Below are 15140 nucleotides of genomic sequence, written 5' to 3'. Positions count from 1 at the left end.
AGCGGCGATGGTAATGTGGCCAATCTAATACAATCAAATTATTGTCATAGATACATTTCACGATGAAAGCCCGATATAAAGCCGTTGTCGACCGATATGCCCAGGCGATTCGCAGCGGGCAGCTGCCCGCAGGCACCCGTCTGCCGACGCACCGCACCCTTGCCGCCGAAGAACGCCTCTCGCTGGCCACCGCCACGCGGGTCTACCGTGAACTGGAAGAGATGGGGTTGGTCAGCGGCGAAACCGGCCGCGGCACCTTCGTGCGCGACCTCTCGCTGCCGCCGGGGCACGGGGTCGATCAGCAGGTGGTGGCTGCCGATGTCGTGGATCTCAATTTCAACTACCCTTCGCTGCCGGAGCAGGGCGATGCGCTGCGCGAGGCGCTCAGGCAGCTGGCGATGGCGGGCGATATTGACTCGCATCTGCGCTATCAGCCCCATGCCGGACGGCTCGCCGAGCGGGACATTATCGCCCGCCATTTAACCTGCCAGCACTTTGCCCCGGACGCGGAAAATGTCCTGATCGTCAACGGTGCACAGCACGGGCTGGCGGTGACCGTGATGGGGCTGTTACGTCCGGGGGATGTGGTGGCGGTGGATGCGCTGACCTATTCGGGCTTCAAAGTTCTGGCGGCGCTGTATCATCTGGAGCTGGCGGCGATCCCCTGTCGGCCGGAGGGACCGGACCTGCAGGCGCTTCATACCCTGTGCCAGCAGCGGCGGGTGCGGGCGGTGTATACCATGCCGACGCTGCACAATCCGCTGGGCTGGGTGCTCAACGCCGGGCAGCGGCAGGCGCTGGCCGATCTCGCGCGCCAGCACGACCTGCTGATTATTGAAGATGCCGCCTACGCCCGGCTGGTGAGCCGTCCGCCGCCACCGTTGATCAGCTATGCGCCGGAAAGAACGGTGTATGTCACCGGATTTTCAAAAAATATCGCCACCGGACTGCGCGTGGGCGTGGTGATCTCTCCGCCGCGCTACCGGCCGGAGATTGAGCGCGCCATCCGGGCCACGACGTGGAATACGCCGACGCTGATAAGTTCGCTGATCTGCGCCTGGATTGAAGATGGCACGGTGGCCCGCTTTGAAACGCAGAAACGACAGGATGCGCGACAGCGGCAGCAGGTGGCCCGCGAGGTGCTTTGTGGGCTTCCCGTCGTGACTCATCCCGATTCGTACTTCGTCTGGCTGCCTCTGGGTGAAGAGAGCCGGGCCGATCGGCTGGCGAACGCGCTGATGGAACGCCGTATTTCGGTATCGACCGCCGAGCCGTTCTGCGTCTCCGCCACGATCCCACAGGCGCTGCGCATCGCGCTCGGATCGGTGCCTTTCGACAGCCTGCGCCCGGCGCTGCTCAGCGTGCGCGATGCCGTTGAGTATGAACAATACCGCTAACCCATCTGCTCCAGCTGGCCGCGCAGGACTTCCACCCCCTGGGCAATGGCGTCAGGGTTAATGGCGTGGAATCCCATGCGAAAATAGTTATCCGGCGGCGCGGCGCTGAGAAAATGGCGCGCCCCGGGCTCAATCAGTACGCCGGCGTGGGCGGCGCGCCAGGTGAGCTGCTGGGTGTTGATCTGCACCGGGGTCTGCAGCCAGAAGGCGTTAGCATGTTCGCTCCCCGCCAGCGCGCGACACGACGGCAGATAGCGCTGCAGGGCGGCGTGCAGGCGCTCCCAGCGCTGGGCGGAGTCGTAGTGGTATCGCCGCAGATGGGTTTCATAATGGCCCTGGGCAAGGAAGTGGGCCATCTGGTACTGAATGTTGGTCGGCGGATGGCGATAGACCAGCCGGCGCAGGGCGCGCGCCTCGTCGATCAGGTCCGGGTCGGCGACCATAAACCCCAACCGCAGCCCCGGTGACAGCGCTTTTGACAGGCTGCTGACATACACCACCCGGCCGCTGCGATCGCTGGCCTTCAGCGCTGGCAGCGGGTTGAGGGTAAAGTTACTCTCCGAGTCATAATCATCTTCAATAATCACCGCGTCATGGTGGGCGGCATGCTCCAGCAGCTGGCGACGCCGCGCACTGCTCATCGCCACCCCGGTGGGCACCTGATGGCCGGGGGTGACATAGTAGTAATCGCAGGGACGCTCATTAAGCACGATCCCTTCTTCATCAACCGGGTGCGGCACCACCTCGGCGTCGGCGAGCAGAAAGGTGTTGATGGCTTCGCGAAAGCAGGGGTTTTCGACGCCAATGCGGGTGGTGGAAGAGAGCAGCAGTCGGGTCAGCAGGTAGAGCGCATTTTGCGAGCCAAGGGTGATGAGAATTTCATCCGGCGCGGCGACAATGCCGCGCTTGGGCAGCACCCGGGTGCGGATCTGCTCGATCAGCATCGGCACATCCTGGTCAATATGGTCGATGACCCACGCCGGGTCGCGCACCCCGCCGTGCAGCCAGTTTGCCGCCGAGCGCCAGGTGGCCAGCGGGAACTGCCGGGTATCAGGCTGGCCGTAGATAAACGGGTAGCGGTAGTGCATCCAGCCCGCCGGTTTGAGGATCGACTCCTGCTGGCTGGGGGTCATCTGCAGCCGGTCGCCCCAGCGTGGTGCAGCGGCTTCGCGCTGCGGTGCACTCTCGACGGCGGCAGGCGAAGCTTCATGATAGTCGGGATGCAGGTAGTAACCGCTTCGTGGGCGGCTAATCAGGTAGCCCTCGTTGACCAGACTTTCAAACACCAGCGCGGTGGTGTTGCGCGAGACGCGAAGCTGGCTGGCCAGCTGGCGACAGGAGGGCAGCGGGGTGTCGGCGGCGAAGATCCCGCTGAGAATGGCATTCACCAGCGTCTCTCGCACCTGCTCCTGCAAACCGCGGCCAGGCTGAAAATCAACGTGTAACAGGTGACGGATCATAGGGGGCTCCTTTGGCAATAACGCATTGCGACCACCCGCTAAGCTCAGCAAATTCCATACCACCCTTCCGCCATCTGACACAGCGATGCGGCCCATCTGGCTCTATACGGAATTGCAAAACGCTCCCACATTAAAAACGCATTCAGCCGCCGCGGATCGGAACCTCCCGGCCTCTATTTTGCATAAACCTTTTCGCGTTCTGGAATGAACCCGTCTGGCCAATCCATCAGGGGTGAAATAATGAAAAAATCATTGGCATCAATGTGTCTGAGCGCCGTATTAACGGTCGCTTTTTCTTATCACGCCGTCGCGGCCGATCTTCCGGAAATAGAAAAATCCGGCACCTTGAAAGTGGCGACAGAAGATGATTATGCGCCGTTTAACTTTATGAATAATGGCCAGGCCGATGGCTTTAACAAAGATATGCTTGAGGAATTACGTAAGTACGCAAAATTCCATGTCGACCAGAGCATATTACCGTGGACCGGATTATTAGCGGCCGTCTCCACCGGGCAATATGATATGGCCTTAACCGGGGCGGTTATTACCGATGAGCGGCTGAAGGTCTTTGATTTCACTCCACCCTGGGCCTCCGCGCAGCACTATTTCGTCAAACGCGCAGGCGATACCTCGCTAAATACCATTGCCGATCTCAGCGGCAAAAAAGTGGGGTTACAGGCCGGGAGCGCGCTGCTGGCGCGTTTGCCGGAGCTGAAGGCGATGCTGGAGAAGACCGGCGGCAAGCTGGGGCCGGTGGTGGAGTATCCCTCCTATCCGGAAGCCTACGCCGACCTGGCGAACAAGCGACTGGATTACGTGATTAACGTGGTGATCTCGGTAAACGACCTGGCGAAAGCCAAACCGAAGGTCTTCGCCAAAGGGTTGGCCGTCTCCGGACCGGGCTATATGGCGTGGCCGATCCCGAAAAACTCGCCGCAGCTGCTGGCCTATATGACCAAGTTTATGAACCACATGAAGGAGACCGGCAAGCTCGCCGAGCTGCAGAAAAAATGGTTTGGCGAAACCTATGACAACCTGCCGACCGAGGCGATCACCAGCCCGGAACAGTTTCACAAACTCGCCGGACTGTAATATTCCGCGGCGGGCGACCGCCGCCTGTTGTTGAGAAGGAGGGCCTCATGGATGCAATTTCCTGGCAGTTATTAATCGAAGGCGCATGGACGACCCTCTGGATTTCGGCCATCGCTATCGCCTTCGGGGTGGTGGCGGGCCTGCTGATCGCCCTGGTACGGATGCTGCGCCTGCCGGTGATCGACCAGCTGCTGGTGGTCTATATCAGTCTGGCCCGCGCGACGCCGCTGGTGACGCTGGTGCTGTTTCTGTTCCTTTCCCTGCCGACGATGGGCATTAACCTCGACAAGAACGTGGCCGCCATCGTGGCGCTGACGCTTAACACCTCGGCGTTTAACGCTGAAATCTGGCGCAACGCCTTCCGCACTTTTCCGCGCGAACAGCGGGAGGCAGCGGAGTCGGTGGGAATGCGCCGCTGGACCTACTTCCGCTACATCATGCTGCCGCAGATGTGGATCGAGAGCCTGCCGGCGCTGGTCAATGAGATGTCCTTTTTGATCAAAGGTAGCCCGGCGATCGCCGTGATTGGCGTGGTGGATCTCACCCGGGTGACCAACCGTATCTCCTCGGTCACCTACGAGCCGCTGTCGCCGATCCTCGCCGCCGGCCTGCTGTATGTGGCGATCATCGGCTGTTTGTTGAAGCTGCAGGGTATCGCGGAACGTAAAGCCAGGCGCCTGGCGCGCTAGCAACGGGAGGTATTATGAATCAGTGGGGCGTTATCTGGTCGGTACGCGATAGCTTTATTGCCGGGTTATTCGCGACCCTCGAACTGTTTATTACCGCCGCCCTGGCGGCCCTTATTATCGGTATTGCGCTGTGCTATTTGAGTGAATATCAAAAGAAAGTCCTTAACCGGGTTATCATAGGCTTTGTCAGCCTGATGCGTGCAATCCCTTTTTTGATCCTCGCCTATCTGCTGTATTACGGGCTGCCGCAGCTCGGTATTAGCATGGAGCCGTGGACCGCCGGTTTACTGGCCCTGATTATTTATCATGGCGCCTATTTCTTTGAAATATTGCGCAGCCAGCGGCGGGTATTTTCCGGCGGATATATTGAAGCGGCGATTGCTCAGGGCTTTTCTCGCTATGCCATTTTCCGGCGGATTATTTTACCCAATATCGTCTCTTCCGCCTTACCGCTGATCGGTAATCAGCTGATTATCTGCCTGAAGGACACCGCTTTCCTGAGCATTATTACCGTTCAGGAGATCACCGCCGCCGCCAACAGCGTCCAGGCGACCTATTTTATTCCGTTTAACGCCTTTATCGTCGCTATTGGGCTTTACTGGGCGATCAGCATTCTGCTGGAGCTGTTGATTAAGCGCCTGACCGCCTGGGGAGCCAAAAGAGGAATGAGCCATGCCTGAGTCTATTGCCGTAAGCGTTAAAAACGTCTCCAAACAGTTCGATAATGTGGAAGTCCTGCGGGATATTAATCTGATGGTGGAGAAGGGGACCGTGGTGAGTATTCTCGGCTCGTCCGGGTCGGGAAAATCCACCCTGCTGCGTTGTATGAACTGGCTGGAACAGCCGGACCGCGGTGAAATTCATATCGGCGGTCAGCGACTGGGGATTGATGAACAGCGCGGCCGGGCGATGTCGCACCGCCAGCTGGCCAAAATTCGCGAGCGGGTGGGGATGGTCTTTCAGAGTTTTAACCTGTGGCCGCATCTGACCGTGCAGCAGAACGTCAGCGAGGCGCTGCTGCACGTTAAGGGCATGAAGCGGGACGAGGCGAAGGCCATGGCCATGCAGCAGCTGGAGAAAGTGGGCATGGCGCACAAAGCCGATGTTTACCCGATCACCCTCTCCGGCGGGCAGAAGCAGCGGGTGGCGATCGCCCGTTCGCTGGCGATGTCGCCGGAAGTTATTCTCTTCGATGAACCGACCTCGGCGCTGGATCCGGAGCTGGTGAATGAGGTGTTGGGGGTAATGAAAGCCCTCGCCGCCGAGGGCTACACCATGGTGGTGGTGACGCACGAGATGGATTTTGCCCGCCAGGTGTCCAACGAGGTGGTGTTTCTGGAGAAGGGGCTGCTGATTGAGAAGGCGCCGCCGGAGAAGTTCTTCACTCAGCCTGACTCCGAACGCGTCAGGCAGTTTCTGCAAAGCAGCCGTTAGTCCGGCCTGCATCCCCTGCCGGTATCGCCGGCAGGGGATGCGTCGGGTTTCGCTTAATCCCGGTCGATAGCGAACGGCTGCCACGCCTGACGCACCGGCATCACCTCCACCCGGTTAATGTTCATATGCGCCGGCAGCGTGGCGATATAAAACATCTGCTCGGCGATATCGCGCGCGCTCAGCGGCGTGGTGCCGCGATAGAGCTTATCCGATGCCGCCTGGTCGCCCTTAGTGCGCACCAGGGTAAATTCGGTCTCGGCAATCCCCGGCGCCAGATCGGTGACCCGCACGCCAGTGCCAAGCAGATCGCAGCGCAGGTTATAGCTGAACTGCTTCACAAAGGCCTTGCTGGCGCCATACACATGGCTGCCGGGATAGGGCCACTGTCCGGCAATCGAGCCGATATTGATAATGCTCGCCCCGGCGCCATGGCGGATCAGCGTCGGCAGCAGGGCGTGGGTGACTGTCACCAGACCGGTGACGTTGGTGTCGATCATCGTTTTCCAGTCCTCCAGCGCCACCTCCTGCGCCGGCAGCGGCGACAGCGCCAGCCCGGCGTTGTTGATCAGGGTGGTGATATCGGCGAAATCGGCGGGCAGCGACGCCACGGCGGCAGCCACCGCCTCGCTGTCACGAACGTCAAGCTCAATAATATGCACCGGCACCCTGGCGGCGAGTCTGTCCTGCAAGGCCTTCAGTCGCGGATAGCGGCGCCCGCTCAGCACCAGCGACCAGCCCGCGTCGGCAAACACCTGCGCTGCCGCTTCGCCAAAACCCGAGGTCGCCCCGGTGATAAACACTACGTTGCTCGTTGCCATCTCATTCTCCTGTGCGGTTGTCCCTTCACTATAAAAACGCCGGGCGGCAAGGCACAGGGCCAGACGGCGGGCGGGGATGTGACACCGTGTCACATCGTTTTGCGCGCACTGGCTCTATCCGATTTGCGCAGCCAAGGCCAATGATGAAGCCAACCACTACGACATGAGAGAGGGCAGGGTATGAAGCTGGCAATTCACAACGAGGTCGCGGTAAGCAATGACGAAGTTCGGCAATTGGATCGCGCCTATGTGTTTCATTCATGGTCGATGCAGGGCAATCTCAACCCGCTGGTCATCGCCGGGGCGCAAGGCTGCGAGCTATGGGATTATGAAGGGAATACCTGGCTCGATTTCAGCAGCCAGTTGGTGAACGTCAACATTGGCTATCAGCACCCTCGGGTACTGGCGGCCATGAAGGCGCAGCTGGAGACCCTGGTCACCATCGCGCCCGCCACCGCCAACCTTGCCCGCGGCGAAGCAGCGAAGCGCATCGTCGACCTGGCGCCGGCGGGCTTCAGCAAGGTGTTCTTCACCAATGCCGGGGCGGATGCCAATGAGAACGCGATTCGCATGGCGCGGCTCTATACCGGGCGCGATAAGGTGCTGTCGGCCTATCGTTCCTATCATGGCAACACCGGCAGCGCGATTGCCGCCACCGGCGACTGGCGCCGGGTGCCGAATGAGTTCTCCCGCGGCCATGTGCACTTCTTCAACCCCTACCTTTACCGCAGCGAGTTCAACGCCGCGACCGAGGAAGAGGAGTGCCAGCGCGCGCTGGCGCATCTGCGGCGGATCATTGAATGCGAGGGGCCGACGGCTATTGCGGCGATCCTGCTGGAGTCCATCCCCGGCACCGCCGGGATCCTCGTGCCGCCGGCAGGCTATATGCAGGGCGTGCGCGCTCTGGCAGACGAGTTTGGCATCGTGCTGATCCTCGATGAGGTGATGGCCGGCTTTGGCCGTACCGGCAGCTGGTTCGCCTTCGAACAGGATGGCGTGGTGCCGGATCTGGTGACCTTTGCCAAAGGGGTTAACGCGGGCTACGTGCCGGCGGGCGGGGTGCTGATTAGCGAGCCGATTGCCCGCTATTTTGACGACCACTTTTTTGCCGGGGGGCTGACCTACTCCGGCCATCCGCTGGCGATGGCGGCGATTGTCGCCACCATCGACGCGATGAAAGAGGAGAAGGTGGTTGAGAACGCGGCCTCTATCGGCAACGAGGTGCTGCGCCCCGGTCTCGAGGCGCTGGCGGAGAAGCACGCCATTATCGGCGAGGTGCGCGGGCGCGGCTTGTTCCAGGCGCTGGAGCTGGTGAGCAGCCGTGAACAAAAAACGCCGCTGACTGCCGCCGACATGGCCGCGATCAAAGGGGCCCTGACCGAAGCCGGGCTGCTGGCCTTTGTGGTGGAGAACCGCATCCACGTGGTGCCGCCGTGCACCATTACTGCTGAGCAGGTGGCGCAGGGGCTGGCGATTTTTGATGCGGTCTTTGCTCGCTTTGCCAGTCTGGCAAAGTAGGGGAGGGGGCCGGATACTGTTGCCCGGCGGCGCGCTTGCACGGGCCTAAACGCCAGCCGGACAGTTCCCTCTCCCTTCGGGAGAGGGCCAGGGTGAGGGGAAGCACCGCCGGGGAGTCCCTTATGTTATCTGTGGCTTCAGCGCACATTGCGCTCCCAATATTTCTTCTGCGTTATGTCATTCATGGCGCAGGGAGCGCACAGGGGGCGGCCAGTCGCCGCCGCCCCCTGTACCCCCGGGCTCCGGCCAGCAAAATCGCCGCTGCGCGGTACCTTCGACTTTTCCCTGCAGGCTTCGGGTCGGGCCGAGGCAGCGTCCCTGCAAAACACGGCCCTCAGCCCGCATCCATGCGGGCTGCCCCGGCCTTCCGGAAACGTCTCAGCGATTTTGAGGCCGCCAGCACCGGCAGTTTCAGCAACAATGGTGAATAAATCAACGGCCGACCGCACGAATCGTAGGTCGGGTAAGCGAAGCGCCACCCGACAAAACAACGGCGCATCGGACTAAGGCATCGGGAAGCGGGGACACGGTGCGCTCTGCTGCCCTCACCCCGGCCCTCTCCCACAGGGAGAGGGGGAAAACCGGCAGTTTCAGTCGCCGCAAGTGGGTAAATTAACGGCAGGCCGCACGGACCGTAGGTCGGGTAAGCGACGCGCCACCCGACAAAACAACCGCGCATCCGCTGACCTCAGCTCATCCGGTGTTCTCCGTTGACCAGCGCGTCGCGATTGAAAAAGCGCTGGATCACGCCCTCCGCCATAAACGCCGCCCGATCGGACATATGAGCGATGACGTCGGCATCGTGGCTGACCAGCAGATAGGTCATGCCGTGCTCCTGTTTCAGGCGATTAAGCAGATTGAGAATTTCCGCCTGCACCGACATATCCAGCGCCGAGGTCGGCTCATCCAGCAGCAGGATCTGCGGGCGCAGCAGCAGGGCACGAGCAATGGCCACGCGCTGCCGTTGGCCGCCGGAGAGCTGGTGCGGATAGCGGCGTACGGCGTCGGCGGCCAGACCCACCTGCTCAAGGGCGGTGGTCACCCGCGAGGCAACGTCGCGGATGCCGTGGATCTGCAGCGGCTCCGCCAGGGTGCGCCACAGGGTATGGTTGGGATGCAGCGAGGCATACGGATCCTGAAACACCATCTGCACGTTGCGCCGCAGATCGCCCTGAAAGCGGGCGCCCGGCGCGATGGCCTGGCCGAGCAGTTCCACGCTGCCGCGCCATTCGCGCTGTAATCCGGCGAGCACGCGCAAAATCGTCGATTTGCCGCAGCCCGAGGCGCCGATCAGACTGAAGGTTTCCCCGGCGTCGACATAAAAACTGGCGGCAGAGACCGCCGTCTTCGCGCCGAATGTTACCTGCAAATCCTGAAGATTAACGATCGCCATGGGCTGTCTCCGTAAAGTCCTGGGTTCTGTCGAGGGTCGGCAGCATCTGGCCGTAGGTGTGCGCATTTGGCCGGCAGGTCCACAGGGTGCGGGTATAAGGGTGCGTCGCGCTCGGCAGCGCCCGCGCCGGCATCTCATCGACCTGTCTCCCCTGGTACATCACCAGCACGCGATCGCAATGCGCGGCCACCAGCGGCAGATCGTGGCTGATCAGTAACATGGCCATCTGCCGCTGCGCGCTCTGCTCCACCAGCAGCTCGAGGATCTGGTTGCGCAGGCGGGCGTCGAGGGCCGAGGTCGGCTCGTCGGCTATCAGCACCTTCGGGTTATTGAGCAGTGCGAGGGCGATCATCACCCGCTGTCCCATCCCGCCGGAGAGCTCGCCGGGATAGCGGCTGAGGACCGGCAGATCCAGACCGACGGCGGCGATGGCGTCTTTGACCGCCTCGGCGCGCGCGCGGCGGCTGAGACGCTGATGCAGGGTTAACGCCTCCTCCAGCTGCGTCTGAATGGATTGCACCGGATTCAGCGCATAGCGCGGGTCCTGCAGCACCATGGCGATATCGTTGCCGCGCAGCGCGCGCCAGCCGCGGGCGCTGAGGGTCAGCACATCGCGCCCCAGCACCTCCAGCCGTTCGGCGCTCACCACCCCGGGCTTACGCACCAGGCCCATCAGCGCCCGGGCGGTCATCGATTTGCCGGAGCCGGATTCGCCCACCAGCGCCAGCCGCTCGTTGCCGAGGGTGAAGCTGACGTTGTCCACCACCCGGGCGGTGGGGTAGTCGACGGCGAGTCCCTGGACGGTCAGTCGGATGTCAGTCATGTTGCGGCTCCAGAATATCGCGCAGGCCATCGCCCAGCAGGTTAAACGCCAGGCTGGCAAGCAGGATCGCCGCGCCGGGGATGGCGGCGATCCACCACTGGTCGAAAATCACCTGCATCCCGTCAGCAATCATCGCTCCCCACTCCGCCATTGGTGGGCGGGCGCCCAGGCCGAGAAAGCCGAGCCCGGCGGCGGCGAGGATAATACCCGCCAGGTCGAGCGCCAGCCGAACAATCGCCGATGGCAGACACAGCGGCAGAATATGGCCGATCAGCAGTCGCCCGCCGCGGATGCCCAGCATCTCCGCCGCGGCGAGGTAGTCGCTATGGCGCAAGCGCTGAATTTCGCTGCGCGCCTGACGGGCGTAGGCCGGCCAGGTGGTCAGGGCTAACGCCAGCGCGCCGTTGACCAGCCCCGGGCCGAGCATCGCCACGAACGCGAAGGCGAGGATCAGGCGCGGCATCGACATCACCACGTCGGTAAATCGCATCAGTATCCTCTCCAGCCACCCGCCATAGTAACCGGAGAGGATACCTACCAGCAGACCGACGGGCAGGGTAATGGCGGTCACCAGCGCCACCAGACCCAGCGCCGGGCGGGTGCCGTAGAGCAGGCGCGACAGCAGGTCGCGGCCATAGCTGTCGGTGCCGAGCCAGTATCCCGCCCCGGGCCCCTGCAGACGAGCGGCGGCATCCTGCCAGTTGGGATCGTGCGGCGCCAGCCACGGGGCGAACAGCGCGGTCAGTACCAGCAGGATCACCAGGGTCAGGCCGCTGAAGGCGGCGGGTGAGCGGCGCAGACGGCGTAAAAACAGATAAGTCGGCATCAGCGCACCCTCGGGTCGGTTAACCGCACCAGCAGGTCGGTCAGGTTATTGATCAGCACAAAGCTCACGCCAATCAGCAGCGTGCCGCCCATGATCGCCGTGGTATCCCCGGCGAACAGCGCCGTGGTGAGGTAACGGCCGATCCCCGGCCACGAGAAGACGGTTTCAGTGAGCACCGCCCCTTCGAGCATGGAGGTCCAGGCGAGGGCGGTCACCGTCAGCAGGGTGCCGCGGATATTGGGCAGGACGTGGCGCAGTAAAATCGTCATCTCTCCGGCCCCTTTGGCCCGCGCCAGCAGAATGTACTCTTTGTTCATCTCGCTCAGGCAGGCGGAGCGGGTCAGGCGGGTGATGCTCGCCAGTGAGTAATAGCCCAGCAGCAGCACCGGCAGCACCAGATGGCCGATCGCATTTTTAAACGCCGCCGTATCGCCGGAGAGCCAGGTATCGATCAGTGCAAAACCGCTGCGTGGCTCGACGGTGTACTGATAAATATCGTCGAGGCGACCCGGGCCCGGCGCCCACTGCAGCCGGGCGTAAAACAGGGCCAGCATCAGCAGGCCGAGCCAGAAAATGGGTACCGAGTTGCCCAACAGGGTAAAAGTGCGCATCGCCAGATCCCACGGCGAACCGGCGTAACGGGCGCACAGCACCCCGGCGACGATGCCCAGTACCGCGCCGACGATCAGCGCCAGGGTCGCCAGCTCAAGGGTCGCTGGAAAGACCGCCAGCAGGTCATGGAGCACCGGCTGGCCGGTGGCGCTGGCGATGCCAAGATCGCCATGGGCCAGGTTGACCAGGTAGTGCCAGAACTGCACCGGCAGCGGCTGGTCAAGACCCAGCTGATGGCGAACCTGGTCGTAGGTCGACTGACTGGCATGGTCGCCGACGATCTGCAGTACGCGGTCGACGGGCGACAGCGCGGAGAGCGAGAAGGTGACCAGCAACAGCCCGAACAGCGTGAGCAGCAGCGTAAACAGCCCCTGCAGCAGGCGGGTAAGGTGAGTGGAAAACGATGGCATGGAAAATGGAAATTCCTGATATATCAGTATTGTACCCGGCGGCGCGACGCCGACCGGGCCCGGGTGAGGAAACGGTCATCCGGGCAGACGAGGCCGCCGTACCCGGTGACAAAACCCGCTTACTTGGTCACGTTATCGTACCAGACCATGTCGGCGTTCAGTCCCTGCTGATAGCCCTTCACATTGTCACGCACCACGATCTGGGTTTTTCCCTGGTCAATAAAGACGTACGGCGAATGCTGCAGCAGGGTTTCCTGCATCGTTTTGTACAGGCCGAGGCGCTTCGCCGGATCTGGCTCCGCCACCGCGGCGAGGGTGGCTTTATTCAGCTCAGGGATCTGCCAGCCGTTGAGCCCGGCCACGGTGCTGGATTTACCATCGTTCCAGGCAAAGGCGCTGGCATTGGAGTGGGCATCAAAGTAGTCCGGGATCCACAGGCGGATCGCCGCCTGATGCTGTTTCGCGCGTACCCGGGCATAGACCTGGCTGCCGGCGGCGGGTAGCAGATCCACCTTCACTCCGCCCTGGGCAAAGCTGGCCTGCAGCGATTGGGCGATGGTGATAAACGGCGGTTTGTTCTCCACGTCGAGGGTGAAGTGGGCATCCTTAATGCCCGCTTTATCGAGGATAGCCTTAGCTTTTTGCGGGTCGAAGGTGAACGGATTGGTCTCCAGCGCCCCCGGCAGACCGGCCGGCAGGAAGCTTTGATGAATAAAGTACTGGCCTTTCAGCAGATTTTTGGTGATGCCCTCATAATCGACCAGCCAGCGCGCCGCCTCCCAGAAGGCCGGGTTATTGAGCAGCGGGTTGGCGCTGTTGGCGGTATTAAACACCAGATAGTTCTGCTCGGCGGACGGGATGCTCAGCACCTTCACGCCGGGTTTATCCTGCAGGGCGGCAATCTGGTCAGCGCCGAGATCGCGCGCCACGTCGGCATCGCCCTGCTGGATCAGCAGGCGGCGGGAAGCCGGGTCGGGGACGTTTTTAATAATGATGCTCTTGATCTTCGGCGCGCCGGTGGGGGAGCTGGCGTTGGCCTCCAGCACGATGGCCTGATGCGGCTGGTAGACGCGCATTTTATAGGCGCCGCTGCCCGCCGAGTGCATCTTCAGCCAGTCGTTGCCGAAGTCGTTATTTTTCGCGTTCGGTGCCACCTGTTTTTCATCAACAATGGAGGCGATAGGGGTGGAGAGAATATTCAGCGCCACCGCCGGGCTGACGTCGGCGGTCCAGTGCAGCGTCAGGGTATGGTCATCAATCTTTTTCAGCTGGCTGGCGATGTTGTCCGGCTGCCAGCCGAGCACGTTGAGAATAAACGCCGGCGATTTATTCAGCGTCACCGCGCGGGTGTAAGAGAAAATCACATCTTCCGGGCGCAGCGGGTTACCGGAGGCGAATGTGGCATCCGGCTTCAGTTTAATGGTCAGGGTTTTCGCCACCGGATCGGCCTGCCAGCTTTCGGCGAGGATCGGTACGATTTTTTCAGGGTTGTTGCGGTCCGGCTGCACCAGACGCTGGTAGAGGCTGGGGACCGTCTGGATGCTGGAGAGTTCGTTCGCTTCCGCCGGGTCGAGGCTGACGATATCGTCGAGACCCTGGGCGACTACCAGCGTGTTGGGCGGCGTGGCGGCATGCGCGGCGGCGGAGAGCGCCGTCAGTACCAGTAAAGGCAACAGTTTTTTGGTCATGAGCAATCCCTGAAGAATGGTTATTTTATTGTTTTATGCCTCGCTACGTTAGGCCGCTTGCCAAAAGGCGTAAAGTCAAAATAAGGATATCCTTATGCTAAAAACGCATATTCAAGAACGACAGGTTATTGCCGGGATCGCAGAAGCGCCTTTCTCCGCTGCGGGCTTCTTGCTATAACGCATTGTCTATTGCGAGGAGGTGGGTGTGCCGGAAATCAATGAGTTTGGCCAGCAGGTGAACGACCTGGTCCCAGGCTGGCAGGGGGCGCAAGTGCTGCGGCGGACGGCGTTAAACGGCCGTTTTTGCCGACTGGAGCCGCTGGACGTTGACCGTCATGCGGCGGATCTGTTTGCCGCCTATGCGCTCGGCGACAACAGCGACTGGACGTGGCTGGCGTCTACGCGGCCGGAGAGCGTGGCGGCGACCGCCCACTGGATCGCGGGCAAGGTGAATGATGATGCTCTGGTGCCGTATGCGGTGATTGACCTGCGTAGCGAGCAGGCGGTGGGCCTCGTCAGCTATATGGCGATCGAGCGGGAAATGGGCACGGTTGAGATCGGCCATGTCACCTGGTCGCGACGGATGAAAAACACCCCGCTGGGTACCGAAGCGGTCTGGCTGCTGCTCAAAAACGGCTTTGACCATGGCTATCGTCGGCTGGAGTGGAAATGCGATTCGATGAATGTCGCCTCGCGCCGCGCCGCCGAGCGGCTGGGCTTTAGCTGGGAAGGACGTCTGCGGCAGAGGCTGGTGCGTAAAGGGCGGACGCGCGACAGCGATATGCTGTCCATCATCGACGGCGAGTGGCCTGCGCGCGATGCGGCGCTGCGGGCGTGGCTGGCGGCGGAGAACTTTACTGCCGATGGTCAGCAGATTAAGCGCCTGGAGGCGTTTCGCTAACATCAACCTATGGGGTCAAAACCCGGAACGGCACCCCGGTCGCGCTGTGCTTACCGGGGCTACGTTACATCGCCTCAGG

At 61.8% G+C, this 15140-nt stretch carries 14 protein-coding genes; 7 read left to right on the top strand and 7 right to left on the bottom strand.

The genetic code is table 11. The features are described from left to right. Window positions 1-62 precede the first annotated feature (62 nt). Complete coding sequence (locus LGL98_RS18470) at window positions 63-1397, top strand: aminotransferase-like domain-containing protein (RefSeq protein WP_136033264.1); 1335 nt, start codon at window positions 63-65, stop codon at window positions 1395-1397. On the opposite strand, the gene pdxR is transcribed toward LGL98_RS18470, so the two are convergent. Then, window positions 1394-2857, bottom strand: a complete 1464-nt coding sequence (gene pdxR, locus LGL98_RS18465; protein WP_136033262.1) for a MocR-like pyridoxine biosynthesis transcription factor PdxR — start codon at window positions 2855-2857, stop codon at window positions 1394-1396. The genes LGL98_RS18470 and pdxR overlap by 4 nt on opposite strands. Window positions 2858-3097: 240 nt before the next feature. On the opposite strand from pdxR, the gene LGL98_RS18460 reads away from it, so the two are divergent. Genes LGL98_RS18460 through LGL98_RS18445 form a run of 4 tightly spaced genes read left to right on the top strand, consistent with a single transcriptional unit; the run spans window position 3098 to window position 6072 of the window. Beyond that, on the top strand, window positions 3098-3949 hold the full coding sequence (locus LGL98_RS18460) for a transporter substrate-binding domain-containing protein (RefSeq protein ID WP_002893184.1): 852 nt from the start codon (window positions 3098-3100) through the stop codon (window positions 3947-3949). A gap of 47 nt (window positions 3950-3996) precedes the next feature. After that, window positions 3997-4638 carry an amino acid ABC transporter permease gene (locus tag LGL98_RS18455; RefSeq protein WP_002893187.1) on the top strand — a complete coding sequence of 214 codons (642 nt, stop codon included), beginning with the start codon at window positions 3997-3999 and terminating at the stop codon, window positions 4636-4638. 14 nt (window positions 4639-4652) lie between these two features. Continuing rightward, the gene (locus LGL98_RS18450) at window positions 4653-5318 is read left to right on the top strand and encodes an amino acid ABC transporter permease (RefSeq protein ID WP_004885631.1); all 666 of its coding nucleotides are present in this window, start codon (window positions 4653-4655) and stop codon (window positions 5316-5318) included. Next, complete coding sequence (locus LGL98_RS18445) at window positions 5311-6072, top strand: amino acid ABC transporter ATP-binding protein (protein WP_136033260.1); 762 nt, start codon at window positions 5311-5313, stop codon at window positions 6070-6072. The genes LGL98_RS18450 and LGL98_RS18445 overlap by 8 nt, the downstream gene beginning before the upstream one ends. Before the next feature lie 53 nt (window positions 6073-6125). On the opposite strand, the gene LGL98_RS18440 is transcribed toward LGL98_RS18445, so the two are convergent. Further along, window positions 6126-6890, bottom strand: a complete 765-nt coding sequence (locus tag LGL98_RS18440; protein ID WP_004176941.1) for an SDR family NAD(P)-dependent oxidoreductase — start codon at window positions 6888-6890, stop codon at window positions 6126-6128. A gap of 180 nt (window positions 6891-7070) precedes the next feature. Here LGL98_RS18440 and LGL98_RS18435 point away from each other — a divergent pair, with 180 nt between their 5' ends. Continuing rightward, the gene (locus tag LGL98_RS18435) at window positions 7071-8408 is read left to right on the top strand and encodes an aspartate aminotransferase family protein (protein WP_004183313.1); all 1338 of its coding nucleotides are present in this window, start codon (window positions 7071-7073) and stop codon (window positions 8406-8408) included. A gap of 688 nt (window positions 8409-9096) precedes the next feature. Here the strand turns inward: LGL98_RS18435 and LGL98_RS18430 are convergent. The 5 genes from LGL98_RS18430 to LGL98_RS18410 all read right to left on the bottom strand — a co-directional run bounded on the left by LGL98_RS18430 (window position 9097) and on the right by LGL98_RS18410 (window position 14160). Continuing rightward, window positions 9097-9801: an ABC transporter ATP-binding protein gene (locus tag LGL98_RS18430; RefSeq protein WP_136033258.1), complete on the bottom strand. Its 705-nt coding sequence runs from the start codon at window positions 9799-9801 to the stop codon at window positions 9097-9099. Next, window positions 9788-10624 carry an ABC transporter ATP-binding protein gene (locus LGL98_RS18425; protein WP_021313381.1) on the bottom strand — a complete coding sequence of 279 codons (837 nt, stop codon included), beginning with the start codon at window positions 10622-10624 and terminating at the stop codon, window positions 9788-9790. The genes LGL98_RS18430 and LGL98_RS18425 overlap by 14 nt, the downstream gene beginning before the upstream one ends. Continuing rightward, window positions 10617-11450, bottom strand: a complete 834-nt coding sequence (locus LGL98_RS18420) for an ABC transporter permease (protein ID WP_136033256.1) — start codon at window positions 11448-11450, stop codon at window positions 10617-10619. The genes LGL98_RS18425 and LGL98_RS18420 overlap by 8 nt, the downstream gene beginning before the upstream one ends. Beyond that, on the bottom strand, window positions 11450-12472 hold the full coding sequence (locus LGL98_RS18415) for an ABC transporter permease (RefSeq protein ID WP_136033254.1): 1023 nt from the start codon (window positions 12470-12472) through the stop codon (window positions 11450-11452). Before LGL98_RS18415 ends, LGL98_RS18420 begins: the two co-directional genes overlap by 1 nt. 119 nt (window positions 12473-12591) lie before the next feature. Then, complete coding sequence (locus tag LGL98_RS18410; RefSeq protein ID WP_136033252.1) at window positions 12592-14160, bottom strand: ABC transporter substrate-binding protein; 1569 nt, start codon at window positions 14158-14160, stop codon at window positions 12592-12594. Window positions 14161-14365: 205 nt separating this feature from the next. On the opposite strand from LGL98_RS18410, the gene LGL98_RS18405 reads away from it, so the two are divergent. Continuing rightward, window positions 14366-15061 carry a GNAT family N-acetyltransferase gene (locus LGL98_RS18405; RefSeq protein ID WP_074386597.1) on the top strand — a complete coding sequence of 232 codons (696 nt, stop codon included), beginning with the start codon at window positions 14366-14368 and terminating at the stop codon, window positions 15059-15061. The last annotated feature ends 79 nt before the right edge of the window (window positions 15062-15140 follow it).

The organism is Klebsiella africana, assembly GCF_020526085.1.
In the GTDB taxonomy this organism is placed as follows: domain Bacteria; phylum Pseudomonadota; class Gammaproteobacteria; order Enterobacterales; family Enterobacteriaceae; genus Klebsiella; species Klebsiella africana.
Note: the sequence above shows the minus strand (reverse complement) of the source record. Positions and strands in the feature narration are given on the sequence as shown.